Source organism: Streptomyces sp. NPDC007189 (assembly GCF_040703635.1).
Lineage (GTDB): Bacteria > Actinomycetota > Actinomycetes > Streptomycetales > Streptomycetaceae > Streptomyces.
Genome location: NZ_JBEYEY010000003.1, coordinates 47,776 through 71,773 on the forward strand (window position 1 = coordinate 47,776; position 23,998 = coordinate 71,773).

The 23,998-nt window shown below is 68.8% G+C and carries 20 protein-coding genes and 3 pseudogenes; 16 read left to right on the plus strand and 7 right to left on the minus strand.

All coding sequences use genetic code 11. The annotated features are described in order from the left end of the window. Positions 1–22 precede the first annotated feature (22 nt). Complete coding sequence (locus AB0950_RS06375) at positions 23–2,410, plus strand: SpoIIE family protein phosphatase (protein ID WP_366778171.1); 2,388 nt, start codon at positions 23–25, stop codon at positions 2,408–2,410. A 481-nt stretch (positions 2,411–2,891) separates the two neighbouring features. Further along, positions 2,892–3,122: pseudogene (locus AB0950_RS06380) on the plus strand (RNase J family beta-CASP ribonuclease); the annotation flags it as partial. 457 nt (positions 3,123–3,579) lie between these two features. On the opposite strand, the gene AB0950_RS06385 reads toward AB0950_RS06380, so the two are convergent. Together AB0950_RS06385 and AB0950_RS06390 are read right to left on the minus strand one after the other, a co-directional pair. Next, positions 3,580–4,698, minus strand: coding sequence for an acyl-CoA desaturase (locus tag AB0950_RS06385; protein ID WP_366777947.1), 1,119 nt, complete (start codon positions 4,696–4,698; stop codon positions 3,580–3,582). Between the two features lie 7 nt (positions 4,699–4,705). Continuing rightward, a complete protein-coding gene (locus AB0950_RS06390; RefSeq protein WP_366777948.1) occupies positions 4,706–5,770 on the minus strand; it encodes a ferredoxin reductase in 1,065 nt (354 codons plus the stop codon). 87 nt (positions 5,771–5,857) lie between these two features. On the opposite strand from AB0950_RS06390, the gene AB0950_RS06395 reads away from it, so the two are divergent. Continuing rightward, positions 5,858–6,997 (plus strand): helix-turn-helix domain-containing protein, encoded by a 1,140-nt coding sequence (locus AB0950_RS06395; protein WP_366777949.1) that lies wholly within the window; start codon positions 5,858–5,860, stop codon positions 6,995–6,997. Then, positions 6,994–7,122 carry a hypothetical protein gene (locus AB0950_RS06400; RefSeq protein WP_360573509.1) on the plus strand — a complete coding sequence of 43 codons (129 nt, stop codon included), beginning with the start codon at positions 6,994–6,996 and terminating at the stop codon, positions 7,120–7,122. The genes AB0950_RS06395 and AB0950_RS06400 overlap by 4 nt, the downstream gene beginning before the upstream one ends. Before the next feature lie 370 nt (positions 7,123–7,492). On the opposite strand, the gene AB0950_RS06405 is transcribed toward AB0950_RS06400, so the two are convergent. Beyond that, positions 7,493–8,581 (minus strand): hypothetical protein, encoded by a 1,089-nt coding sequence (locus AB0950_RS06405; RefSeq protein WP_366777950.1) that lies wholly within the window; start codon positions 8,579–8,581, stop codon positions 7,493–7,495. Positions 8,582–9,263: 682 nt separating this feature from the next. Between AB0950_RS06405 and AB0950_RS06410 the strand changes: the two genes are divergently transcribed. Next, on the plus strand, positions 9,264–10,352 hold the full coding sequence (locus AB0950_RS06410) for an IS110 family transposase (protein WP_366777951.1): 1,089 nt from the start codon (positions 9,264–9,266) through the stop codon (positions 10,350–10,352). After that, positions 10,339–11,256 carry a slipin family protein gene (locus AB0950_RS06415; protein WP_360155943.1) on the plus strand — a complete coding sequence of 306 codons (918 nt, stop codon included), beginning with the start codon at positions 10,339–10,341 and terminating at the stop codon, positions 11,254–11,256. The genes AB0950_RS06410 and AB0950_RS06415 overlap by 14 nt, the downstream gene beginning before the upstream one ends. A gap of 74 nt (positions 11,257–11,330) precedes the next feature. On the opposite strand, the gene AB0950_RS06420 is transcribed toward AB0950_RS06415, so the two are convergent. Further along, complete coding sequence (locus tag AB0950_RS06420) at positions 11,331–11,648, minus strand: hypothetical protein (RefSeq protein WP_360155434.1); 318 nt, start codon at positions 11,646–11,648, stop codon at positions 11,331–11,333. A gap of 567 nt (positions 11,649–12,215) precedes the next feature. Here AB0950_RS06420 and AB0950_RS06425 point away from each other — a divergent pair. The 4 genes from AB0950_RS06425 to AB0950_RS06440 all read left to right on the plus strand — a co-directional run bounded on the left by AB0950_RS06425 (position 12,216) and on the right by AB0950_RS06440 (position 15,070). Continuing rightward, a complete protein-coding gene (locus AB0950_RS06425; RefSeq protein WP_023586116.1) occupies positions 12,216–12,419 on the plus strand; it encodes a cold-shock protein in 204 nt (67 codons plus the stop codon). 345 nt (positions 12,420–12,764) lie between these two features. Further along, positions 12,765–14,258: a DEAD/DEAH box helicase gene (locus AB0950_RS06430; RefSeq protein WP_360155438.1), complete on the plus strand. Its 1,494-nt coding sequence runs from the start codon at positions 12,765–12,767 to the stop codon at positions 14,256–14,258. 46 nt (positions 14,259–14,304) lie between these two features. Next, positions 14,305–14,709 carry a CBS domain-containing protein gene (locus AB0950_RS06435; protein ID WP_360155441.1) on the plus strand — a complete coding sequence of 135 codons (405 nt, stop codon included), beginning with the start codon at positions 14,305–14,307 and terminating at the stop codon, positions 14,707–14,709. 52 nt (positions 14,710–14,761) lie between these two features. Next, complete coding sequence (locus tag AB0950_RS06440) at positions 14,762–15,070, plus strand: SCO5918 family protein (RefSeq protein ID WP_234545261.1); 309 nt, start codon at positions 14,762–14,764, stop codon at positions 15,068–15,070. 101 nt (positions 15,071–15,171) lie between these two features. On the opposite strand, the pseudogene AB0950_RS06445 reads toward AB0950_RS06440, so the two are convergent. Next, positions 15,172–15,529 (minus strand): annotated as a pseudogene (locus AB0950_RS06445) (hypothetical protein). A 46-nt stretch (positions 15,530–15,575) separates the two neighbouring features. Next, the gene (locus tag AB0950_RS06450; protein WP_360155946.1) at positions 15,576–15,968 is read right to left on the minus strand and encodes an ATP-binding protein; all 393 of its coding nucleotides are present in this window, start codon (positions 15,966–15,968) and stop codon (positions 15,576–15,578) included. Between the two features lie 1,227 nt (positions 15,969–17,195). Between AB0950_RS06450 and AB0950_RS06455 the strand changes: the two genes are divergently transcribed. Beyond that, complete coding sequence (locus tag AB0950_RS06455; protein WP_360155445.1) at positions 17,196–17,534, plus strand: MerR family transcriptional regulator; 339 nt, start codon at positions 17,196–17,198, stop codon at positions 17,532–17,534. A 240-nt stretch (positions 17,535–17,774) separates the two neighbouring features. Next, positions 17,775–17,978 (plus strand): cold-shock protein, encoded by a 204-nt coding sequence (locus AB0950_RS06460; protein WP_055495910.1) that lies wholly within the window; start codon positions 17,775–17,777, stop codon positions 17,976–17,978. Positions 17,979–18,235: 257 nt separating this feature from the next. Here the strand turns inward: AB0950_RS06460 and AB0950_RS06465 are convergent, their stop codons facing one another. After that, a complete protein-coding gene (locus tag AB0950_RS06465; protein WP_360155449.1) occupies positions 18,236–18,796 on the minus strand; it encodes a hypothetical protein in 561 nt (186 codons plus the stop codon). 460 nt (positions 18,797–19,256) lie between these two features. Here AB0950_RS06465 and AB0950_RS06470 point away from each other — a divergent pair. The 4 genes and pseudogenes from AB0950_RS06470 to AB0950_RS06485 all read left to right on the plus strand — a co-directional run bounded on the left by AB0950_RS06470 (position 19,257) and on the right by AB0950_RS06485 (position 23,990). Continuing rightward, positions 19,257–19,845: pseudogene (locus AB0950_RS06470) on the plus strand (hemolysin III family protein). A gap of 1,104 nt (positions 19,846–20,949) precedes the next feature. After that, on the plus strand, positions 20,950–21,969 hold the full coding sequence (locus tag AB0950_RS06475) for an IS110 family transposase (protein ID WP_366777953.1): 1,020 nt from the start codon (positions 20,950–20,952) through the stop codon (positions 21,967–21,969). A gap of 32 nt (positions 21,970–22,001) precedes the next feature. After that, positions 22,002–23,291: a 4-carboxymuconolactone decarboxylase gene (gene pcaC, locus AB0950_RS06480; protein WP_366777954.1), complete on the plus strand. Its 1,290-nt coding sequence runs from the start codon at positions 22,002–22,004 to the stop codon at positions 23,289–23,291. 63 nt (positions 23,292–23,354) lie between these two features. Beyond that, a complete protein-coding gene (locus AB0950_RS06485) occupies positions 23,355–23,990 on the plus strand; it encodes an MBL fold metallo-hydrolase (RefSeq protein WP_360155461.1) in 636 nt (211 codons plus the stop codon). The last annotated feature ends 8 nt before the right edge of the window (positions 23,991–23,998 follow it).

Below are 23,998 nucleotides of genomic sequence, written 5' to 3' on the forward strand. Positions count from 1 at the left end.
TACTTGGCAGGTCGTGTGCATGATGCGCGCATCACGTGAGACCGGTCATCACAGCCCTTTCGACACGCCTACGGCTGCGATGATCGTGGTGGATGCGCGGGGGAGGGTGACCGGCTGGAGTCCTGGAGCCAGCAGTCTCTACGGTGCTGACACCCGTGACGTGCTCGATCGTCCGGTGAGCGAGGTGCTGCGGGACGTTCGGACCCGGGCCGACACGCTGCAAGGGTTCGAGGCACCGGGGGCACCGGCATCCGGGGGCGCCCGGACCGAGACCCGTACCGTTCGACGCCCGGACGGGTCGCTGGCGGAGACGGTCTTGCGCATCTTTCCGGTGGAGCAGGGCCAGGGGAGGCCCGCCTGGGTCGTGATGGCGGTGGCAAGCGACCGCTACGAGGAGCGGATGACGGACCAGTCGATGTTGTCCCGGCTCTTCACACAGGCGCCCGTGGGGCTGAGCGTCTACGGCCCCGATACCCGACTCAAGTGGGTCAATGAGGCTGTGCAGGAGGCCATGGGCTGGCACGCCGGTGAATGGTTCGGACGGCCCCACAGTGTGCTCTATCCGCACGGCAAGATCCTCTCTCCTCCGGGATACCACGACATGGACGAGGTGCTGAACGAGGTGTTGAGCAGCGGCGAACCGGTGCTCGACGTCCATTGGCGCGGGCCCACCCCCGCTGCCTCCGAGTACTACCAGGTCTACTCGTGCTCGTACTTCCGTCTGCAGGACGAGGCGGGCCACCCCCTAGGCATCTGCGAGGCGGCCGTCGATGTCACCGACCGCTACGAAGCGCGGACTCGCCTGGCCCTGCTCAGCCGCGCCAGCGGGATCGGTACCACGCTCGACGCCAGGCAGACGGCGGAGGAACTCGCGGGGCTCGTCGTTCCGGAATTCGCCGACTCCGTACGGATCGAGGTCGCGGAGTCGGTCCTGGGAGGAGAGGAAGCCCCGTCCTCCGCTTCTGGCGCACCGGCTGGGCTACGGCTCATGACAGAGCGCACGAGGAGTTACTCCGACAGCACGAATAGTGATGTGCTGCTCGGTGTCATCGGGACCCGCTCGACGACTGCGCACCAACGCTTGCTGGCCCTGCCTCTGCTCCTCGGCAGCACTACGCTCGGCACGGTCACCCTCCTGCGGCAGCCGCCCCGTGCACCCTTCACCGAGGAGGATCGCGCCCTCGCCGAAGAACTGACCTCGCGCACCGCGGTGTGCCTGGACAACGCTCGCCGCTACATCCGCGAGCACACCACGGCGCTGAAACTGCAGCGTGACCTCCTCCCGCGAGCGCTACCCCAGTCGAGCGGAATCGAGGTCGCGGACCGCTACATCCCCGCCGCCGGTCCTCTCGGAGTCGGGGGCGACTGGTACGACGTGATCCCGCTGTCGGGCGCCCGGGTCGGACTGGTGGTCGGCGACGTGGTGGGGCACGGGGTGGACGCCGCAGCCACCATGGGCCGGTTGCGCACCAGCGTGCGCGCACTGGCCGCCCTGGACCTTCCACCGGACGAACTCCTCGCCCGGCTCGACGACTTGGTGGGTCAGACGCGAGTCGGCGTACACCGCACACCGGGCGACGAGGGGACCGACAGGGCGCTGGGAGCGACCTGCCTCTACGCCGTATACGACCCCACCTCCCGCACGTGCGCCATGGCCAGCGCGGGCCACCTCCCGCCGGTCGCCGCCGGCCGTGGGGCAGGGGCCCGACAGGCTGAAGCGCTCGACCTGCCGATAGGCCCCCCGCTGGGCATCGGTGGGCTGCCCTTCGAGAGCGTGGAGTTCGAGTTCGCCGAGGGTACTGTGCTCGCCCTGTTCACCGACGGAATCGTCAAGGCGCGCAGCCGGGACGTGGACGAGGGAGTGGCGGACTTGTGCGACGCACTGGACGCCTCGACCGCGTCGCTGCAGAAAGCGTGCGACGACGTCGCCTCGCTGTATGCCCAGGGATCCACCGACGACGATGCCGCACTGATGCTGGTGCGCGTCCACGCTTTCCCAGAGGACAGCATGGCAGTCTGGCATGTCGCCTCCGACCCGGCCGAAGTGGCCGGAGCCCGTACGCTCGTCCGAGGCAAGCTGGAGGAATGGGGACTGGACGACGCGGCGTTCGTCTCGGAACTGGCCGTGAGCGAACTCGTCACCAACGCGATCCGATACGGCCGCCCCCCGGTCACCCTGCGCCTGCTTCGGGACGTCGATCGCACGCTGATCTGCGAGGTTTCGGACGGGGGTCACACGTCTCCACATCTCCGCCACGCCGGCAGCGAGGACGAAGGAGGACGGGGCCTGTTCCTGGTGGCACAGCTCACGACCATGTGGGGCACTCGTTACGGCCGCCGAGGCAAGACGATCTGGGCCGAGATCGGGCTGGGGCAGGAAGTGCCACTGGAGCTGTTTCTGGAGCCGTGACCTCGATCCCCCGGCCCCTGCAGGAGTGCCCAGGAGGGGGCCGGAGTCTGCGGAAAAGCCGTTGCACGGGGCAGCCGACGGCTTGGCAGGTAGCGAAGACACTGTGGGTCTTGTCGCGGGCACGCGGGAACATGCGCGCATCTTCCCTGCAGAGATCAAGGAGACGTGGGCGCTGGCGCCCCTCTGACGGGGGCCACGCCCTCGAGTTGGCCGCGTACCTGCGCGTCCTGGTCAGACGGACTCGGAGCTTTGCCCCCGACAGACCGAGTGACCGCGCAGGGGGACGACTGGCGCGCCGTCAGAAAAGTCAGCAAAGGGTCAGTGTGAGTCCTCGAACACCCGGAGGACACTGAGCGAACTCGGGGTAGGCGAACCCGTACTTCCCCAAGGGCACCGACCTATCCCGCCACACCCGCGAGGACCTGGACGCCAGCCACCGAACTCAACAGCCGCCCATGCAGAACGCTCGACTGGGAGACCCATCGACGCGGACACCGGCGCCCTCGCAGAGGCCCCCGACTTCCTGGCCCGCGGCTTCGTCCACGACGACGCCACCTTCGAGCCGGTCATCCCCGTCATCGAGAAGACCCTGGCCACCGCAGCCGAGGAAGGCGTCGGGGACGCGCGCCAACTCGAACAACTCCTCGCCCGCGCCGTGGCGAACTGGGTGTTCCGCACCTATTGCCGCAACCCCGTCATCATCGATGCCTGAGCCACATCCGGGCAGGCGTCCGGGGGCGGACGCCGATGTGCACGAGGTGAAACCCGGCGACGAGTCGGTCCTGATGTCCAGCCTCATCACCGGCCCACCGGGTCGGCCCGGGCGGCCCGGTGGCGAGCGCTGCGCCGGGCATCCCGCAGCACCTCCAGCAGCTGACCTGCCGCCCGAGCAGCAACATGACGGCCACGGGCATCAGAAACGCGGACAGCCCGGTGTACCGGCCAAAGGAGGAGAGAAAGTCCGTCAGACATGACGCTCATTTGACGCTCCGGCCGCCTCACAGCCCGCGCCCAAGGCAGGAAAACCCCATGTGAACTGCAGATTCTCCTCCCGTCCACACACCTTGTGACGTGTTTCCGATGACGCATCACGTGGAGTGCGTGGCGATTCTGGAGCCTGCGGACAAGGGCGCCTGACCTCGGGTTCGTGAGCCAGGCGCTTGTAACAATCAGGCGGCGACGAGCTCCTGCTCACGGTCCGGCGTCTTGACCTCGGGCTTCTTGTTCGGCAGCGAGAGCCGGAAGACCTTGCGCCACGCGGAGAACACCTGCTTGGGCAGCGGCCCGGTGACGTACTCCAGCTCGTACTTCTCGAACAGCGCGCGCACCTTCACCGCGACCTCGGCGTACCGGTTGCTCGGCAGGTCCGGGAACAGGTGGTGCTCGATCTGGTGTGACAGGTTGCCGGTCATGAAGTGCATGGCCCTGCTGCCGCTGATGTTCGCCGAGCCCATCATCTGGCGCAGGTACCACTGGCCGCGCGTCTCGCCGTTGATCGACCGGCGCTCGAAGACCTGCACGCCTTCGGGGAAGTGCCCGCACATGATCACCGAGTGGGACCAGATGTTGCGGACCAGGTTCGCGGTGAACGTGGCGGCGAGCGTGGTGAGGAACGACGGGCCCGACAGCAGCGGGTGGATCACGTAGTCCTTGACCACCTGCTTGCGGATCTTGCGGCCCACAGCCCTGGCCCGGGCGCGGAACTCCGGGTTGTTGCGGCGGCGCTTGTTCAGGTTCTTGCCGAGCTCCAGGTCGTACGCTGCGATGCCGTACTCGAAGAAGCAGGCGTTGAGGAAGTTCCACAGCGGCTGGCCGAGGTGGAACGGGTGCCACTTCTGGTCCTCGTCGACGCGCATGATGCCGTAGCCGAGGTCGTTGTCCTTGCCGATCACGTTGGTGTAGGTGTGGTGCAGCTCGTTGTGCGAGTGCTTCCACTGGTCGGCCGGCGAGACGTGATCCCACTCCCAGGTCGTGGAGTGGATCTTCGGGTCTCGCATCCAGTCCCACTGGCCGTGCAGGATGTTGTGGCCGATCTCCATGTTGTCCATGATCTTCGCCACGGACAGCCCGGCGGTGCCGAGCAGCCACGCGGGCGGGAACATCGAGAACAGCAGCACGCCCCTGCTGACCAGTTCGAGTTTGCGCTGCGCCGAGATGACCTTGCGGATGTAGGCGGCGTCCTTCTCGCCGCGGCCGGCGATCACCTCGTCACGGATCGCGTCCAGCTCGCGGCCGAGCTGCTCGATCTGCTCCGCGGTCAGGTGGGCGGTGGGGTCGATGGCGGTCAAGGTGCTCCTACCGTTCGATGTCACAGGGGCCCGCCGCGGCGGACACGCAGGTCTGGATGAGGACGCCCGGCTCGGCCTCGGTGATCTCGCCGGTGCGCAGGTCGCGGACGGCGCCCGCCTTGAGCGGCGTGACGCAGCCGAAGCAGATGCCCATGCGGCACCCGGACGGCATGAGTACGCCGGCCTTCTCGCCGATGTCCAGCAACGGCGTGGCGCCGTCCGCGTGGACGGTCTTGCCGGTGGCGCTGAACGTGACCTCGCCGCCGCCGCATCCGTCGCCGGCGACGACGATGCCGGGGCGGAAGCGTTCGGTGTGCAGGCGCTCTTGGACGCCGTGCCCGCTCCAGTGCTCTTCGGCGGCGTCGAGCAGGCCCGCAGGTCCGCAGGCCCAGGTCTCGCGCTCGGCCCAGTCGGGCACGAGTTCGTCGAGACGGGCGATGTCGAGCATGCCGTCTGTGGCGGTGTGCACCTCGATGAGCCGCAGCTTCTTGTCCGCGACCAGATCGTGCAGTTCGTTGCGGAAGATCACGTCCTGCGGCCGTGGCGCGCAGTGGACCATGACGACGTCGTCGAACTCGATGTCGCGCAGCATGCCCATCACGGGCGTGATGCCGCTGCCGGCCGTCAGGTAGAGCACCTTGGCGGGCTTCGCCTGCGGCAGCACGAAGTCACCGGTCGCCTGGTCGAGCTGGATCAACGTGCCCGATTTCGCCCTGCGGACCAGGTGGTTGCTGACCTTGCCGTCCGGGATCGCCTTCACGGTGATCGTGACGCGGCCGTCCTGGCGGTTCGTCGGCGAGGTGATGGAGTAGGCACGCCACAGGCGCACCCCGTCGACGTCGACCCCGATCCGCACGTACTGACCGGCCGTGTGGCCGCGCCAGCCCCGTCCCGGCCTGATCACGATGGTCGCGGCGTCATCCGTCTCGGGGTGCACGGCCTCGATGCGCCCCCGCAGGTCAGCGCCCGCACGCAGTGGGCTGACCAGGTCGAGGTAGTCCGACGGCAGCAGCGGCGTCGTGACCATCTCCAGCAGTTTCCACGCCCTGCTGCGAAGGGCTGCACTCGTCATGACTCCAGCTTGCTGCGTCTCAGGGCGTAAAGTCCTGACCGTAGGATGTGAATCTGGTGGGTGGAATTGTTCGCAGGGAATAAAAACGTGAGTCGTGTGACCCGGAGGGCCAGCGAACTGGCCCTGGATGAGACGACGGTCACCGCACTGAGGGCCGCGTTGAAGACCACCGCCGACGAGGTCGTCCAGGCGATCATCGACGAGGTCCCTCCCTACGCCAACGCCCTTTCGGGCAGCATGGGCGGCACCATCCGCCGAGCCGTTCGCACCGCCCTCGGGCACTACCTGGACCTCGCGAGCGGGAACGCCACGGGCGGCGACGGCGGTGACGCGGCGTACGAGCTGGGCCGCGGCGAGGTGCGCGACGGCCGTTCGATGGACGCCCTGCTGAGCGCCTACCGCGTCGGCGCCCGCGTGGCCTGGCGATGCCTGGCAGCGGGCGCCGTGTCCGCAGGTCTGCCCGCCGCCGAGGTCGCCAAGTTCGCCGAGCTGACCTTCGCCTACATCGACGAGCTCTCCGCCGCGAGCGCCGCGGGCCACGCCGACGAACTGGCCGCCCGGGGCAGGGCCCACGAACGCCACCTGGAACACCTGGCCCGCGAAATCCTCGCCGGCGCGAGCCCGGACGTGCTGCTGGCCTCTGCTCAACGGGCCGGATGGCAGCCTCCGGTTACGCTGACGGCGGTCCTGCTGCCCACCGCCCAGGCCCGGCCTGCCTACCGCGCGCTCGACCCGAGCACCCTCGTCCTCGACGACCTGCCGGACGCCACCGGCGTGCTGCTCGTCCCCGATTCCGACCGATCACATCTCCTGCGGCAGCTGACCGACCGCACCGCCGTGGTCGGCCCGGCCCGGCCATGGACTCGTGCGTCCGCCTCGTACGCACGAGCCGCACGCGCGCGCTCCCTCTCCTCTGATATCCGCGACACCGAGGACCACCTGCCCGAGCTGGTGCTGAGCGCCGACGTGGACGCGTTCGCAGACCTGCGTGCCCGAGCCCTCGCACCGTTGCGGACCTTGCCTGTCGCGACCGCACGGCGGCTGGAGGAGACGTTGCGGGCGTGGCTGCTGCACCAGGGCAGGCGGGACGAGGTGGCGGCGGCGTTGTTCGTCCATCCCCAGACCGTCCGGTACCGGATGTCGCAGCTGCGGGAGCTGTTTCCGGATCTCGCATCGCCACACCGGGTCCTTGAACTGACGCTGGCGGTCGGTCTTCGGGCCAGTTGACGCGTACTTCGACCGCCCACGAACTCCCGGCGGGTCCCGGCATCGTGCTCGGTGTCTACCTGGACGTCCTTGCAGCCGGGACGGTTCGGGTGAGCGACGCGATCAAGGTGCAGCAGGTCGGCTGACAGGGAGCGTTCCACCACGAGTCGCCCACCTGCCGATCCGTCAGGCCCGCGTCTGGCACGACCAGCCACACCCGGTCGCGACTGAGCGGGAGTTGGCCGAGGAGGACGCCGGTCGCGTCGAGCAGGGTGTTGGCGAAGGCTGGAGCGACCGGGTTGAAAGGGCGGACTGTCGGCCGTGACGCCCGTTTGCCTCCCTGGGCACCCACATGCATGGCGATGGGCCAGGAAATGGGATCTGACCTCGGGTTTTCCGACGATCGCTCAGGTCGACATCTTTCCGATGACCCACCAGGCCGGTGTGCCGCGATTGAACCGGTCGCGAAGAGCTCCTGAACTGCGGTTGTGGGCGCACAAGGTGCGGTGCGGGCGTTCAGTAGGTGGGACCGTAAGGGCTCCAGTGCCCGAGGAAGGGTTTCAGGTCGTCGGCTTGTGGCTTGGGAATGTCGGGCAGCCGGGGCGGTGTGTTCAATGGGTCGAGGCGCTCAACGGTGGCCGCTGCCCAGCTGATCCATTCCTCGGCGTCGGTTCTGGTCTGCCCCGGAGGCATGTCCTCGACTCGCGTGCGTACGGTGCTCACGTATTGGGTCAGTCGGGTGGCGTGGCGCCATGCCGCTTCCTGAGCTTCTAGGTGTCTGACGCGGTACGCCTCCGCGTACCGGATGCGGGCTTGTTCCATGGCGGCTTCCCAGCGGATGCGCTTCTGGCGTGCCACTTCGGCCTCGTCCTGGCGTCTGCGTTCGGCGGCTTCGCCGCGAAGTGTGACCTCCTGTGCGATCTCGGCGAGCTGCTCTTCGAGGGGGCGGCCGGGAGCGTCGGCCCATTCGCTCGCCCGGTGTGGCTGGCCGCCGCTGAGGATGATACGGAGGCGTTCGGACGGGGTGTAGTCGAAGCGGGGAATTCTGACCCAGGAGTGCTTCTCGGCCTCCGCGAGTTCCTTCTCGGTGGCGACGTGCTCGGCCCGGTCCTGTTCCTGGAGGACAAGAAACCCCACGGTCTGGCCCTGTGCGGTGATGGTGAAGTGAGGATGTGCCCTGCGGCGCCGATGAGACGGGGGTGCGAAGCCGGTGTGCCCGGCCGAGCAGGTGTGTCCGTCGGCCTCGGCGGTGGTGATCAGTGCCTGGATGAGTCGGAGAGCGCGTCCTTGGACGGGCTTGGTCAGGCCGAGCGGTTGGCGTTCGTTCTGCATGGCCCGGATAACGGTGTGCGGCCGAGTGAGCCACGAGGGCACGGGAACGGGGTCGAGGACGGCAAGACGCCAGGCGGGGATGTCGACGAGCTTGATTTCATACCCGTCGCGGCACCAGCTTCCGTACAGCTCCTTCGTCTCCGGAACCCTTCCGGACCTGCGTGCCGCGGCGACGCGGGACGGCCACTTCTCCAAGCCCGGACCGCTACCGCTCTTGACGATCCTGCCGCCGGCCTCCGCGAGCTCCTGTAATAGCTGCTCGGTGAGCGTCACACGAGGCTGTGAGCGAGGGCGTGGCTTCCGCCCGGCGGCCGGAGTTGCCTGTGCTCGGGTGGACTGGGGTCGTGCAGTGGGGGCCTGGGTCTTCCGCGGGCGTGATCCGCGGGGAGGGTATGTGCCGTGTGTCAGGTAGTGTCGGCCGGCGCTCGTCAGGGCGACGCTCCACTGCCCGGCCTTCCGGGAGACCGTGACCAGGCCCCGGTTGTGCAGTGCCTGACAGGTGGTCTTGTAGGAGTTGGTCTCCCATACGCCGGCAGGGCACCCGGCCTCCACCCACTGCAACACCGAGAGCTGCCGCTCGTTGACCTGTCGTTCCAATGGTCCGCCTTCGACTCGAAGTGACGTACGACGGCGGCATGGTGCCAGTTCCGGTGGTAGGCGACCGGTGCTTCGAGTCAATTCGCTCGAACGAGCGGGCTGACGTGGCTGGAAGCCGGTTGGGCCGAGAACCGTAGGTGGGTGCCTGTCTACGGCGGGGTCTGACTCCTGAGATCTCTGACCGAGGTGTCCTGATCACACTGTGTCGACCGCCGGCCAGGGGACTGCGCACTGTTGGTCTCGGGCTGATGGACGTGTCTCGATAGGGGCTTGCCGTAAAGGCGTCATCACGATTCTGACCGTCCGCACGGCCCGCTGCCGGCTACGCGATAAGCCGTCGGCCTGAAAGGGAACGAGCATGACCGGCACGTCCGCCGCTTCGCGTCCTCGTCGGCGCCGGCCGGCGGCGGAGGTGGTCCTCGGAGTGGACACGCACCGGGATGCCCATGTGGCCGCCGTGCTCTCCCTGGTGGGGGAAGTGATCGGCACCCAGCAGTTCCCGGCCAGCGCGGCCGGCTACCGCAACCTGCTGGGGTGGGCCAGGGCGTCGGGTACGGTGCGGCGGGCCGGAGTGGAAGGGACCGGTTCCTTCGGGGCGGCCCTGTCCCGCTACCTGCTGGCCCAGGGCGTGGACGTCTTCGATGTGAACCGGTTCGACCGGGCCGACCGCCGACGGCGAGGCAAGTCCGACCCACTCGATGCCGAGAACGCGGCCCGTGCGGTGCTGAGCGGGCGGGCGCGGGCCCAGGCCAAGACGGGCGACGGGCCGGTGGAGATCGCCCGGATGTACAAGCTGGCCAAGGACTCGGCGGTCAAGGCCCGCACCCAGGCGATCAACCAGCTCAAGGCCGTCCTCATCCGTGCCGATCCGCAGCTGAGAGAGGAACTGGCCGGGCTGGGCAATGCAGAGCTTTTCCGCACGTGCGCAGGGCTCGTCGACGACAGTCTGACCCATGAGGCCGGCGAGGGATCGGTGCTCCACGCCACCCACGTGACCCTGTGTCTGCTGGCCCGGCGCATCGGGCAGCTCAGCGAAGGTGTCCGGGACCTGGAAGGCCGCCTGACCCGGCTGGTGGAGCGCCACACTCCGCAGCTGCTCGAGGTGGTGGGCATCGGTCCGGACACAGCCGTCACTTTGCTGATCACGGTGGGGGACAACCCGGAACGCCTGGGCAGTGAGGCGTCGTTCGCGGCCCTGTGCGGGGTCAGCCCGGTCGAGCGTTCCTCGGGCAGTCGGCAGTACCGGCGCCTCAACCGGGGCGGCGACCGGCAAGCGAACGCGGCCCTGCACCGGATCGTGCAGACCCGCCTGCGCGTCGACCCGCGTACCCAGGACTACTACGAACGCCGCAGCAAGGAGGGCAAGACCCGGCGCGAGATCGTCCGCAGCCTCAAGCGCTACGCGGCCCGGGAGGTCTTCCACCTGGTCAGACCTGTGCAGTCCTAACCCTCGTTATAGGGGCAGTGTGGTGTTCCGTTTCGGGCGGCTGCTGCCGGACATCCGCGGGCCGGGTCTGCGTGTCATCCGGCCGATCGGGGACCGTATGCGGAAGGTGTCCGTACAGACCGAGGTCCTCGGCATCCCGCCACAGGGGTCCATCACCGCCGACAACGTGACGCTCACCGTCGACGCGGTCGTCTACTTCAAGGTCATTGACCCCGTCAAGGCCCTGGTGAACGTGCGCAACTATCCTGCCGCCGTCTCCCAGATCGCCCAGACGTCGCTGCGCTCGGTCATCGGCAGGGCTGAGCTGGACACGCTGCTCTCCGACCGTGACCACATCAACGCGGAACTCAAGAAGGTGATGGACGCCCCCACCGAGGAGCCCTGGGGGCTGCGCATCGAGCGCGTCGAGATCAAGGACATCGCCCTTCCGGAGTCCATGATGCGCTCCATGTCCAAGCAGGCCGAAGCCGAGCGGGAACGCCGCGCGCGGGTCATCGCGGCCGACGGAGAGTTCCAGGCGTCCCAGCGGCTGACCGACGCCGCCGCGACGATGGCCGACACTCCCGGAGCATGCCAACTGCGGCTGCTGCAGACCGTGGTGGACGTCTCCGCCGAGAAGAGCAGCACCCTCGTGATGCCGTTCCCCGTGGAGATGCTCCGCTTCTTCGACCACCAGAGCAGGGAAACCGACGGCGAGTCCGCCGGACGGCGCATGCACCGGACCACCAGGCGCCCCGCGCTGTCCACCAGCGCCGTGATCCCCGAGCCCGCCACCCCCGCACCGGCCCTCACACCGTCGGTCTCCCTACCCGGAGAGCGGGCCGGCAGCCGTGCGGAGGTGGCCCGGGAGCGGCGGGACAACTGGCCGACGCGCCGGGACGCCGAGGAATCACTGAGCGGTTGACCGTTCCGGGCCGCCCGGGGTGACGTGATCGTCTCGGTGCGGGTGGTGCGGCTGACGGCCCTGGTGACAGCGTGTCACCGGGGCCGCAGCGGTCCGGGGTGGCTGAAGCGGCCGGCACGCCGTTGGATGCGATGCCGGAGGGTGCGGTGGCGTACCGGTGGAAGCGCGGCCTGTGCGTCGGCCCGGGTGTAGAAGACATGCTTGGCGCCCTCGATCAGTACCAGGTAGAGCACGACGATCAGGGCCAGGGCGAGGACGAGTCCGAGCGGCAGGGACCGGAAGCCGAGTGGTCCCGCGAGCGGAGACGTCGGCAGCGCGACACCGACGGCGACGACACCGATGGCGCTGACCAGCAGGGGGTGGCTGGGCCGGCTGCGTGTCGAACGGGACACCCGTCCCCGGGTAGAGCGCCTGCCGGGCAGCCTCCCGGCGTCGTGCTTCCGTGAAGCCCAGCCTCGCCTCTTGATCGCCCAAGCGATCGGGAATCCCCGTCCTTCGAAGCGGCCGCTGCTTTCGCCGTAGGCGGAGCGGTGCCGCAGTCGGTTCGGCCCCTCACCATGTCGATACGATGCTGGCCCCCTTCCGAGCGGCGTCCTACGGGAAGCCGCGTACGTCGTCGCGCTCCTGGGAAGCCCGGTGCCGTGGGCACCTCCTCCTGAGACATCACTCCGAGTGAATCAATATCTGCGCCCGAGGGATCAGATTTTGGCGGATCGCGCAGTGGGAATTCTTGTCACGAAGAGCGGAGTGGAATTATCCAACGGGCACTCGCCGCTCCGGCGTGCTACTGTCGATCTCAGTTGCAGTTGTGGTTCCCAGGACTTCAAGTGTCCCCACCAGGCTGAGGCCGGTCGGGAGCACTTTTGTATTTCCGGTCATTTCCGGGCGGGGTAATCATCACGGCGACACGGCGTCCGCACAGTGCGGACGCCGATGCACTGCCCCAAAGGAGATATGACATGGCTGCTGGTACCGTGAAGTGGTTCAACGCGGAAAAGGGCTTCGGCTTCATCGAGCAGGACGGTGGCGGCGCCGACGTGTTCGCCCACTACTCGAACATTGCCGCGCAGGGCTTCCGTGAGCTGCTCGAGGGCCAGAAGGTGACCTTCGACATCGCGCAGGGCCAGAAGGGCCCGACGGCCGAGAACATCGTTCCGGCCTGACGCTCACGCGCAATCTGTAGCTGGGGCCCGCATCCTTAGGGGTGCGGGCCCCAGCTGCATGCGTATCCCGCAGCGGCTTTCACCCGCGGGACGCCCCGGAGGAATCCGCAGTACCACCACAAGCGGTTCCTCCCTCAGGACGCAGACGCACCTTGAAGTGCTGCCCCGCATCCGGCGCCCGGATCGCAAGGTCCCCATCGCGTCACCCATTTCGGCACCTGTGCCAACGGATGTTTTCGCCGGCCAGATCTGCTTTCTTTTGCCACCGGTCCATACTTGTAATTCTCCATGCCATTCATCGCAGCGGGAATTCCTTGATATGTGCCCCATCGAGGAAGGTTCCGCATGAACCGCACGTACACGAACGACCGCCCCGCCCGCACCCGTGACCGCCGTGCCGACGCCGGAAGGGGCGGCAGCGGCTACGGCTCGCAGGCACCGCGCCGTACCGGCGGGCCCGTCCGCTCCGGCGGTTACGGCCGTCGGCCCGCCGCAGTGCAAGGTGAGTTCGCGCTGCCCAGGACGATCACCCCCGCGCTGCCCGCCGTCGAGGGCTTCGCCGATCTCGACATGCCCGAGCAGCTGCTGGCCGAACTCGGCAGGCAAGGTGTGACCGCACCGTTCCCGATCCAGGGAGCGACGCTGCCGAACTCCCTGGCGGGCCGTGACGTCCTGGGCCGCGGCCGCACCGGTTCCGGCAAGACCCTCGCCTTCGGCCTCGCCCTGCTCGCCCGCACCGCCGGACAGCGTGCCGAGCCCCGCCAGCCGCTGGGGCTGATCCTCGTACCGACGCGTGAGCTGGCACAGCAGGTGACCGACGCGCTCACCCCGTACGCCCGCTCCGTGCGGCTGCGGCTGGCCACGGTGGTGGGCGGCATGTCGATCGGCCGGCAGGCCGGCGCGCTGCGCGGCGGAGCCGAGGTCGTCGTCGCGACACCGGGGCGGCTCAAGGACCTCATCGACCGCGGCGACTGCCGGCTGAACCACGTCGGCATCACCGTGCTGGACGAGGCCGACCAGATGGCCGACATGGGCTTCATGCCCCAGGTCACCGCGCTGCTCGACCAGGTGCGCCCGGAGGGGCAGCGGATGCTGTTCTCCGCCACCTTGGACCGCAACGTCGACCTGCTGGTGCGCCGCTATCTGACCGACCCCGTCGTGCATTCGGTCGACCCGTCGGCCGGTGCGGTCACCACAATGGAGCACCACGTCCTGCACGTCCACGGCGCCGACAAGCACGCCGCCACGACCGAGATCGCCGCCCGCGACGGCCGCGTGATCATGTTCCTGGACACCAAGCACGCCGTCGACCGGCTGACCCAGGACCTGCTCAACAGCGGGGTGCGGGCCGCCGCGCTGCACGGCGGCAAGTCGCAGCCCCAGCGCACCCGCACGCTGGCGCAGTTCAAGACCGGGCACGTCACCGTGCTGGTGGCGACCAATGTCGCGGCGCGCGGCATCCACGTCGACAACCTCGACCTGGTCGTCAACGTCGATCCGCCGACCGACCACAAGGACTACCTCCACCGCGGCGGCCGTACTGCCCGCGCCGGCGAGTCCGGCAGCGTCGTCACCCTGGTCACGCCGAACCAGCGCCGCGGCATGGTCCGCCTCATGTCGGACGCCGGAATCCGGCCGCAGACCACCCAGATCCGCTCGGGCGACGAGGCCCTGAGCCGGATCACCGGAGCTCAGGCCCCGTCCGGCATCCCGGTCGTCATCACCGCACCGGTGGTCGAACGCCCCAAGCGCAGCGCCACCTCCCGAGGCCGACGCCGCCCCGCCTCGGCGACCAGGCGCACCCCAGTACGCCAGTCCGGCTTCGGCACGGTGGCCTAGAACTTTCGTGATCAGGAAGCCGGCCCATCTCTGCAGGAGGCACCCTTTGACGCTGGTTCAGACGCAGCCCCGCCCGGCGGACACCGACACCGCGCACAGGACGGCGGTCGAGGTCATGGACGCGGCCGGACCGCAGGTCTGTGACGACATGAGCGTGGAGGTGGCGCTGGCCGTCATGGCCGCCGCACGCACAGGCCGACTGGTCGTCTGCGACCAGGACGGCCAGTGCACCGGCCTGGTCACCCGTACCGAACTCGCCGCGGTCCGTGACAGCTCCGACTACACGGACCGTGTCCGCCTGCGCGACATCCTCGGCGACCACGGTTCGTTCGCCTCACCCGTGACCACGATGGCCGAAGCCGAGCACGCGATGCGCACCCGTCGGCTCGGTGTCCTGCCGGTGGTCGACGAGCAAGGCAGCGCCCTGGGCATCCTCGCCCTCTCCCGCTGAAACACCTTGCTCCTGGTCGGACTGTTCTCCCCTCTTCTCTCTGTGAGGCCACATGCGCTGCGTCATCGCCCGCTTCCCCTTCGAGCTCACCAAGGGCGGAGTGCTGGAATCAATGAAGGGCATCAAGCCCGAACCGGTCACCGGAGAATCGGTGATCATCGGCCGCCGCCACTACCCCGTCAAGCAGGTCGGCCAGGTCATCACCCGGCAGGACCGCCGTGATTTCAGCGCCGCCGAAGTCCTGCGGGCCATGGCTCAGCTCGGCTTCACCTGCCGCGCCGTTCCCAAGGCAGCGCCCCTGGGCATTCTCAGCCCGATGCAGCACGCCTCCGCGATGCTCGGCACCCCCGTGACGGTCTGACCAGGTAAACAGGCACGAGCCGACATCTGAGCAGCAGTGTGGGCCCGACCGGTACGCCGGTCGGGCCCACACTGCGTGCAGCGGGTTCCCGTCGCCGTCGCTCAGTGGCCGGAACAGCTGAAGTCGCCCACGGTCCAGGCGCTGACGTCCTCGATCGCAACCCGGTACCTCCACCCGCCTCCGGACCTCCAGGGTGCCCTGCAGGATCCGGGCGACATGGAAGTGCAGACGCGTGGGCGGCCCGTCCTTCTTCGCTGGGGAGTCGAAGACGGCGGCGACTCGTCCAAGCGGGCGGAATCCGTCAGCACATCCGACACCCTCTGCCGTCACGTGGCTGCGAGAGAGCCAATCGACCGGTGATGACAGCGCCACTGGTGACCACGGTCAGGGACTCTGATTGCTCTGGTCGGACTCCACCGGGGCGCCGACGTCAGCGAGCAACTCGTCAGGCTGCGACATGAGGCGGACCATATTCGCCGACCATCCGGCTGCCTGAGCGGTGACGCTACCGGGCAAGGAAGGCGCTCACGGTCTTGCCGCCGGAGGCCCGGCGGGTTTCCGCCGTGGCGCGCGCGAGGCGGGTGACTATGGGCCAGCGGAAGCCCCCGGTGCCGCCGTTCAGGTCAGGGGTGCGCATGCGCGGCACATGCCGGCTGGGATCGTGAACGGCGACCTCGATGGTGTCGGGGTGCGCAGTCAGTTCCAGTGTGCAGCGGCCCCCGCCGTGGCGCAGGGCATTGGTGACGAGCTCGGACACGACCAAGACCACAGTGTCCGCCGCGTCAGGGGCCACGGCCGGCTGCTGCAAACCTTCGAGGAAGGCCCGTGCCGTATCGCGTGCGTCGGCAATGGCTGCGGTGGAACGGACGGCTGCGGCGCTGGCCATCACCGTGATCATCAGCGTCACCACGGTCTCTCTGAATAGTCCATGCCCCTGCCCGTGCATACCCAGCCCCTGTGCCTTCCACCCGCCAACCCCGCGGAGCCACAGTGCTTGCCTGAAGGGTACGGAGGACCACAGTCGACGCATGACAGGCACCTGCTGCCGTGAGCCCGTGTCTCCGCAGCCCGCGGTCTGCTCGAGTCAGAGGCCGTGCCGGTTCGCCACGAGCTGCTCGATCATCCCGGGACCGTCGAGGGCGGCGCAGGGACTCCTGCCACGCTCGTCAACGGCCGACCTGCGGGGCGTCACGGCTGGAAACGCCCGTCCCGGCCAATGGAATTCTCCACGAGACGCAGTGCTGGCCGGTGCCCGCCGACGGTAGCCGCGGCGCAGTCGGCGACGTCCCGCTCAGCCCGACGTGCTGCGCGGCGGGGGATCCCTGCGCGCCGGACTGAGCCCGAAGCTGCTTGAACCGTCCATGGACCGGTCGAGGCAGACTGGTCGAGACGGACTACCTCATCGTGGAGTGCACGAAAATCTATGCCAGCCGAAGTAGACATTCGTCGGCGGCGTGGTTATGGTTTCTCTCGTAGCCGAGATCAAGAGAGGCCCGGCAGAGATGAACTGCCGGGCAGCAGTACGCAGTTGTAGTTCGCAGGACGGTGCGGTGGTGGAGTTCCCAGAGCGGTTGCAGGCCGGCGACGGGACTGACGACCGGACCGGGTGGCCCGCAGTGATCAGGGGCCGCCATGAGCAGCACCGCAGTGGCAGTACCAGTAAGTGAAGGTTCGCAGTACCCAGCGGTGAAGTCAGTGAGCAGCACCTCGGTGAAGGCGCCGGCTGCGGACGCGCGCACCGGGAAGTTCGGCAGTGGGGTTCCAAGCCAGAGCAGACGCAGGACGGGCGACGGGGCTGGCTGCCGAAGAGTGGCGCTGTTCGAGGCCACCAGCAGTTCACATTTCCGAAAGTGAGTAGTTGATCAAGAGGGAAGAACGGAGGAGCCGAGCGCCATCAGGATCGCCCGGGCGGAATTCTTGGCCCCGGGTACCGCTGGACATCGATAGTGAGGTGGTCTCCGGTCAAGCAACCGCGATCCCCGCGCCCCCGACAGCGTCTCGGTCGGGTTTGCGGAAACAGAAGGCCGGTGCAGTATCAGGGTCGGCAGATGGTGTAGTAGTTCCTTCGGGGCCCTGGTGCCAGTACGGCGCCAGGGCCCCTCCACGCGTTCCACAGAGAGGTGCAATGACAGCAGACGACACGTTCGGCCGTCTCGATGACGACGACTACCCCGCGTACACCATGGGCCGGGCCGCCGAACTGCTCGGCACCACACAGGGCTTCCTCCGGGCCATCGGCAAAGCCCGCCTCATCACCCCGCTGCGCTCCGCAGGCGGACATCGCCGCTACTCCCGCTACCAGTTGCGCGTTGCCGCCCGCGCCCGGGAACTCGTCGACCACGGGACCCCCATCGAGGCCGCCTGCCGGATCGTCATCCTTGAAGACCAGCTCGAGGAAGCCCAGCGCCTCAACGCCGAATACCGCCGCGCCGCCGAATCAGCGAACCCGACGGCAGCAGCATGAGATGAGCGTGCCCGTCAGCGTCGGCGGGCACCGCACGCACGGTCTCGTGTGTGGCGTGATCATTTCCTGTGGTGACCCGGTGTGTGGGCGTGTAGCGTCTGCGTCAGCTGTCGTGGTTCGGAATTCCCTGCCCGCGCCTTTGGTGTGGGCGTTTTGCTGTGCTGTGCCGCAGGGACCAGGACGATCACCTACGTCTGCCACATGGAGTGGGAGGCGTTCATCGACTGGAAGGCATGAGGCATGGCAACGGGAACTGTGAAGTGGTTCAACGCGGAGAAGGGCTTCGGCTTCATCGCCCAGGACGGCGGCGGCCCGGATGTCTTCGCGCACTACTCCGCGATCAACTCCACCGGCTTTCGTGAGCTCCAGGAGGGCCAGGCCGTGACGTTCGACGTCACCCAGGGCCAGAAGGGTCCGCAGGCCGAGAACATCAACCTGGTCTGACCTCGCAGACCTGCCCGAGAGGTTGCGCACGCCGCGTCAGGTGGCCGCCGCCCATGCAGGCCCTGCCTGCTGTCGCGCCGGGCCGGTGCAGGATCAGGGGGCCGCGCAGCAATGGCTGCGCGGCCCCCTGATCTGTGGAGGCCCGGGGCCGCTGCCACTTCGGCTTGAACCTTCCTGACCTCAGTCGCTGCAAGCGTCGTCGGGCACGGGAGCCGCGTGTCTGGCGCGGCTACCGTGCAGCTCGGAGGAGCCGACGTTCAGACGCTCGTCCAGGCGTCGAGGAAGGCTTTCCGTCCAGCCGGATCATCCGACCTGCGGTCTGCGTGCAGGACGCGCCAGGCGGTGAGCTCGAGATCTCGGAGCCACAGTTCTCCGATGACCTGTGTCTTGAGGTCGGGCAGATGGTCGGACTCGACGAGGGCCTGACCGATCACCTCCCCGGCCGCGGAACGCTGGGGCGGGGTCATCTCATCGACGGCCGAGAGGATCTGCCGGGCCAGGGCAGTTCCCTCTCCTGCCAGCGAACGCAGCACCGGATCCTTGATGTTGACGGGCAGCAGGTACGCGGTGCCCGAAGACCTCCACAGGTCCGACCAGAAGTGCTCTCCTGCCGCGGTGGGGGCAGGCAGCGCGGCCAGCAGCCCGAGGAGATGGCCGGTGGCCGCATAGCCATCGGAGTGGGCGGCTGCGACCACTGCGACGCCGGCGACGCCCTCCACATCGAGCTGGCCCGCCTCGAGATGCGGAGCCAGGTCCAGTTGGTGTTCCAACTGGTCTGCGAGCGCGGTGGATACGTAGGGGCGGACCTCAGGAAGCATCGGCGATCCTTGCGCGTAGGCGAGCGGAGATGCCCGTTCGTAAGCCCTGATCGTGCCCAGGACCAGCCGTTCTACTCGGCTTCGGCAGGCCCAATTGGCGGTAGGTCAACGGGGCAGGAGTTCCCACGGTGGCGAACCGGCTCAGGCCCGGCGACGTGGCTCTGTTCTGGACCGACCTCCCGCCATGTGTCCGGGTGAGGTTTCCTAGCATGACCGCATGGTTGCCAGTGACGCCCAGGAGCCCGGGGGAGGCCGAGAAGTTGTGTCCCGCGACGCCGCTGAAGTTGAATGTGGTTACGTCGTGTCAGCGCGTGCGGAGCGCCGTGCAGACGGGCTACCCGACGAATCACCAGGCGACCAGGCGGGGAAGGGGGCTCACTCGGTTACTGCTCTGGTGGAGCGGGTGGCCGACCTGGCCGAACCGATCAAGCCGAAATTGCGTGGCTGGCTCCATGCCGGAATGGTCCCCGCCGCACTGATCGCGGGCGTCGTACTCATCTGCTTGGCCGGTACTCAGCAGGCGGTCCTGGCCTGCGCCGTGTACTCGGTCACCGCCTGGCTGCTGTTCGCGACGAGCGCCATCTACCACCGTGGCACCTGGGGACGGCTCGGCGAGGCTCTTCTGCGACGCTTGGACCACGCCAACATCTTCCTGATCATCGCTGGCACCTGCACCCCCCCTGGCCGTGCTCCTCCTCCCGTCCCAGCAGCGGTCCGTGCTGCTGTGGATCGTCTGGACGGGAGCGTTGGCCGGCATCGCGTTCCGGGTCCTGTGGGTCGGAGCTCCGCGCTGGCTGTACACCCCGTGTTACCTGGCCCTGGGCTGGGCGCCGGTAAGCTACCTTCCCGACTTCCTGCACACCGGCGGAGCAGCCGTAGTCGTCCTGATCGTTGTCGGCGGTCTCCTGTACAGCGCGGGCGCGGCCGTCTACGCCCTGCAGCGGCCCGACCCCTCACCCCGCTGGTTCGGCTATCACGAGGTCTTCCATGCCCTGACCGTGGCAGCGTTCACCGCGCACTACGCCGCCATCTCCCTCGCCACCTACTGACCGCGCCGGGTTCGGGCTCGCGCCGCTTGTCACACACGTTGCCGCGTGCGCCGGCCTCCGCGAGCTCCTGTAACAGCTGCTTCGTGAGCGTCACACGAGGCTGTGAGGGAGGGCTTGACTTCCGCAGGGCGGCCTGCGTTGCCTGCCCTTGGGGGGATCGGGGGCGTGGAGTGGCGGCCTGAGTCTTCCGCGGGCGGGATCCGCGGGGAGGGTACGTGCCGTGTGCCAGGTAGTGCCGGCCGGCGCTCGTCAGGGCGACGCTCCACTGCCCGGCCTTCCGGGAGACCGTTACCAGGCCCCGGCTGTGCAGTGCCTGACAGGTGGTCTTGTAGGAGCTGGTCTCCCATACCCCGGCCGGGCACACGGCTCCCACCCACTGCAACACTGAGAGCTGCCGCTCATTGACCCGCCGTTCCAATGGCCCGCCTTCGACTCGAAGTGACGTACGACGGCGGCATGGTGCCAGTTCCGTTGGTAGGCGACCGGTGCTTCGACTCAATTCGCTCGAACGAGCGGGCTGACGTAGCTGCAAGCCGGATAGACGGAGAACAGTAGGTGGGTGCTGTCCTGCGGCGGAGTCTGACTCCTGAGAAGCCGCGACCACCGGCCGGTGTTGCGCTGGGCGCCGGTGGAGCCGCAGCCGCCGCAGCCGGTGAGCACCACCTCCTTGCGTGACGTCTCCCTGCCAATACGGGTCAGCAGCGGACGAGAGTCAACGCTTTGTCAGCCCGCTCAGTCAGATTGAGCATCGGTTCGGCCGAAGTCATCCGGCAGTGATCGAGTCATGCAGCTGTACCGGGATCGATGGGACGGTTGTGCAGTGCCGTCCCGGGCGGGGGTCTGACTCGTGAGATCTATGACCGAAGTGTCCAGTCACGGACCTGTCGACTGCCGTTGCGGGACGCTGCCTGCCACCGAGCCACAGGGCGTGTCCCGATAGGGGTCTTGCCGAGTTCAGGCGCCATCACGGTTCAGACCGCCCGAGCAGGCCGGTGCCATCCACCCAGCACGTCACCACGCCGGAGGCGAACCACCATGACGACCAGACAGCGCAGCACCTCCTCGAGCACGGATCCGCCCGTTCGGCGCGAGGTCGTCCTGGGCGTGGACACGCACGGCGAGGTGCATGTCGCCGCCGTGATCTCCCCGCTCGGGAAGATCCTGGGAACGGAGTCCTTTCCCGCGACGGCGGCCGGCTATCGGCAGCTGCTCGTGTGGGCCCGCAAGCTGGGTACGGTGCGCCGTGCCGGTGTGGAGGGCACCGGCACCTTCGGCGCGGGCCTCTCCCGCTACCTGCTGGCTCAGCACGTCGAGGTGTACGAGGTGAACCGGCCTGACCGCTCAGCCCGCCGGCTGCTGGGGAAGTCGGACCCGCTCGATGCGCAGGCCGCCGCGCGGGCCGTGCTCAGTGGCCGCGCCCGGGCCCGGGCCAAGTCCGGCGACGGTCCGGTGCACAGTGCCCGGTTGTTCAAGCTTGCCAAGGACTCCGCGGTCAAGGCCCGTACCCAGGCGATCAACCAGCTCAAAGCCGTCCTGGTCATCGCCGACCCCGCACTTCGGGAACAGCTGTCCAGCCTGGGCAACCGCGAGCTGTTCCGCACCTGCGCACGCCTCGGCGGTGGGGGAGACGAGGACGCGGTGGCCCAGGCCACCCACATGACGTTGCGCATGCTCGCCGAGCGCATCGAACAGCTCACCGGACAGGTCAATGAGCTGAACCAACGCCTGACCCGGCTCGTCGAACGTCACGCCCCACAGCTGCTCGTGCCGGTGGGTATCGGTCCGGACAGCGCAGTCACTCTCCTGATCACCATGGGCGACAACCCCGAGCGGCTGAACACCGAGGCGTCCTTTGCTGCTCTTTGCGGAGTCAGCCCCATCGAGTACTCCTCTGGCCGACGGCGCACGCGTCGGCTCAACTACGGCGGCGACCGACAGGCGAACGCTGCCCTGCACCGCATCGTGTTCACCCGGCTGCGCCACGACCCGCGCACGCAGGCGTACTTCGAACGCCGCACCCAGGAGGGCAAGACCCGACGCGAGATCATCCGATGCCTGAAGCGATATGCCGCCCGAGAGGTCTTCAACCTGGTCAGGACGGTATCCAGCGTCCCCCTGTTATAGGGGCGTCCGTGAGACGTGAGAGGGTCTGGGGCGTGAGTGAGACACCCCCGAACACCCTGCAATACCGCTTTGACGGGCCAGAAGACGCTCCGGTCCTGATCTTGGGTCCCTCACTGGGTACCACATGGCACATGTGGGACCGCCAGGTGCCGGAGTTGACCAAGCAGTGGCGGGTCCTGCGGTTCGACCTGCCCGGTCATGGCGGCGCCCCGGCCCGCCCGGCCGGTTCCGTCGCCGAGCTGGCCGCCCGTCTGCTGGCCACGCTGGACGCGCTCGGCGTGCAGCGCTTCGGCTACGCGGGCTGCGCGCTGGGCGGCGCGGTCGGCATCGAGCTGGCCCTGCGCCACCCCGAGCGGCTCGCCTCCCTGGCGCTGGTCGCGGCCTCGCCCCGGTTCGGGACCGCCGACGAGTTCCGCCAGCGCGGAGTGATCGTCCGCACCAACGGGCTCGACCCGATCGCCCGGACCTCGCCGGACCGCTGGTTCACCGGCACCTTCGCCGCCGCCCAGCCCGCGATCACCGAATGGGCGGTGCAGATGGTCCGCACCACCGACCCGGGCTGCTACATCGCCGCCTGCGAGGCGCTGGCCTCCTTCGACGTCAGGGGCGAGCTGGGCCGGGTCGGCGTGCCGACGCTCGTGCTCGTCGGCTCGGACGACCAGGTCACCGGGCCCGCCGAGGCCCGCGGCCTGGTCGCCGGCATCCCGGACGCCCGGCTCGCGGTGGTCCCCGGCGCCTCCCACCTGGTCCCGGTCGAGCAGCCGGCGGCCGTCACCGACCTGCTGGCACACCACTTCTCCACCGCCTGGCAGCAGCCCTACGACACCGGGCAGACGGTCCTGCCGTCGGCGGCGGTCGTGCCGGCGCCGGCCATGCCGCCGCAGGTCGTGCCGGTCGCCGAGATAGCCCCGGCCGCCGTACCGGAGCAGCCGGCCGCGCGGCCGGACCGGTACGAGACCGGGCTGAAGGTCCGCCGGGAGGTGCTCGGCGACGCGCACGTGGACCGGGCGCTGGCCGAGGCCGACGACTTCTCCGGGGAGTTCCAGGAGTTCCTCACCCGCTGCACCTGGGGCGAGATCTGGGACCGGCCGGGCCTGGACCGCCGTACCCGCAGCTGCATCACGCTGACCGCGCTGGTCGCGGGCGGTCACCTGGAGGAGCTGGCCGTCCACACCCGGGCCGCCCTGCGCAACGGGCTCACCCCGGACGAGATCAAGGAGGTGCTCCTGCAGGCTGCCGTGTACTGCGGGATGCCGGCCGCGCACCGCGCGTTCCGGGTGGCCCGGCAGGTCATCCGGGAGGAGACCACGCCCGCCGAGTGAGCCCCGCCCGGTGAGCCCCGCCGAGTGAGCCCCGCCACCTTGCGCAGGGCAGGATGGGGAGACATGAAGCTCACGAAGAAGTCGCACGCCTGTGTCCGCCTCGACAAGGAGGGGCAGACCCTCGTCATCGACCCGGGCGGGTTCAGCGAGGAGGACGCCGCGCTCGGCGCCGACGCCGTCCTGATCACGCACGAGCACCCGGACCACTTCGACGAGTTCCGGCTCCGGGCCGCCATGGAGAACAACCCCGCGGCCCGGATCTGGACCCTGAAGTCCGTCGCCGAGCGGATCACGGCGGCCTTCCCGGGCCGGGTGCACACCGTCGGCCACGGCGACACCTTCACCGCGGCCGGCTTCGACGTGCAGGTCCACGGCGAACTGCACGCGGTGATCCACCCCGACATCCCGCGGGTCACCAACGTCGGCTATCTCATCGACGGCGGCAAGGTCTTCCACCCCGGCGACGCCCTCACCGTCCCCAACCATCCGGTGCAGACGCTGATGCTGCCGGTGATGGCCCCCTGGAACAAGATCTCCGAGGTCATCGACTACGTCCGCGAGGTCAGGCCGCAGCGCGCCTACGACGTCCACGACGCCCTGCTCACCGACCTGGCCCGCCCGATCTACGACCGCCAGATCGGCGCCCTGGGCGGCACCGACCACCAGCGGCTGGCGCCCGGGGGCTCCACGCAGGTCTGAGCCCGTTG

Excerpts from the sequence above, each read along its gene's own strand:
- AB0950_RS06440 (WP_234545261.1), top strand. The coding sequence starts at position 14,762 with ATGCGCTGCGTCATCGCCCGCTTCCCCTTCGAGCTCACCAAGGGCGGA.
- AB0950_RS06465 (WP_360155449.1), bottom strand. The coding sequence starts at position 18,796 with ATGCTTCCTGAGGTCCGCCCCTACGTATCCACCGCGCTCGCAGACCAG.
- AB0950_RS06410 (WP_366777951.1), top strand. The coding sequence starts at position 9,264 with ATGACCGGCACGTCCGCCGCTTCGCGTCCTCGTCGGCGCCGGCCGGCG.
- AB0950_RS06455 (WP_360155445.1), top strand. The coding sequence starts at position 17,196 with ATGACAGCAGACGACACGTTCGGCCGTCTCGATGACGACGACTACCCC.
- AB0950_RS06425 (WP_023586116.1), top strand. The coding sequence starts at position 12,216 with ATGGCTGCTGGTACCGTGAAGTGGTTCAACGCGGAAAAGGGCTTCGGC.
- AB0950_RS06460 (WP_055495910.1), top strand. The coding sequence starts at position 17,775 with ATGGCAACGGGAACTGTGAAGTGGTTCAACGCGGAGAAGGGCTTCGGC.
- AB0950_RS06485 (WP_360155461.1), top strand. The coding sequence starts at position 23,355 with ATGAAGCTCACGAAGAAGTCGCACGCCTGTGTCCGCCTCGACAAGGAG.
- AB0950_RS06390 (WP_366777948.1), bottom strand. The coding sequence starts at position 5,770 with ATGACGAGTGCAGCCCTTCGCAGCAGGGCGTGGAAACTGCTGGAGATG.
- AB0950_RS06450 (WP_360155946.1), bottom strand. The coding sequence starts at position 15,968 with ATGATCACGGTGATGGCCAGCGCCGCAGCCGTCCGTTCCACCGCAGCC.
- AB0950_RS06430 (WP_360155438.1), top strand. The coding sequence starts at position 12,765 with ATGAACCGCACGTACACGAACGACCGCCCCGCCCGCACCCGTGACCGC.
- AB0950_RS06375 (WP_366778171.1), top strand. The coding sequence starts at position 23 with ATGCGCGCATCACGTGAGACCGGTCATCACAGCCCTTTCGACACGCCT.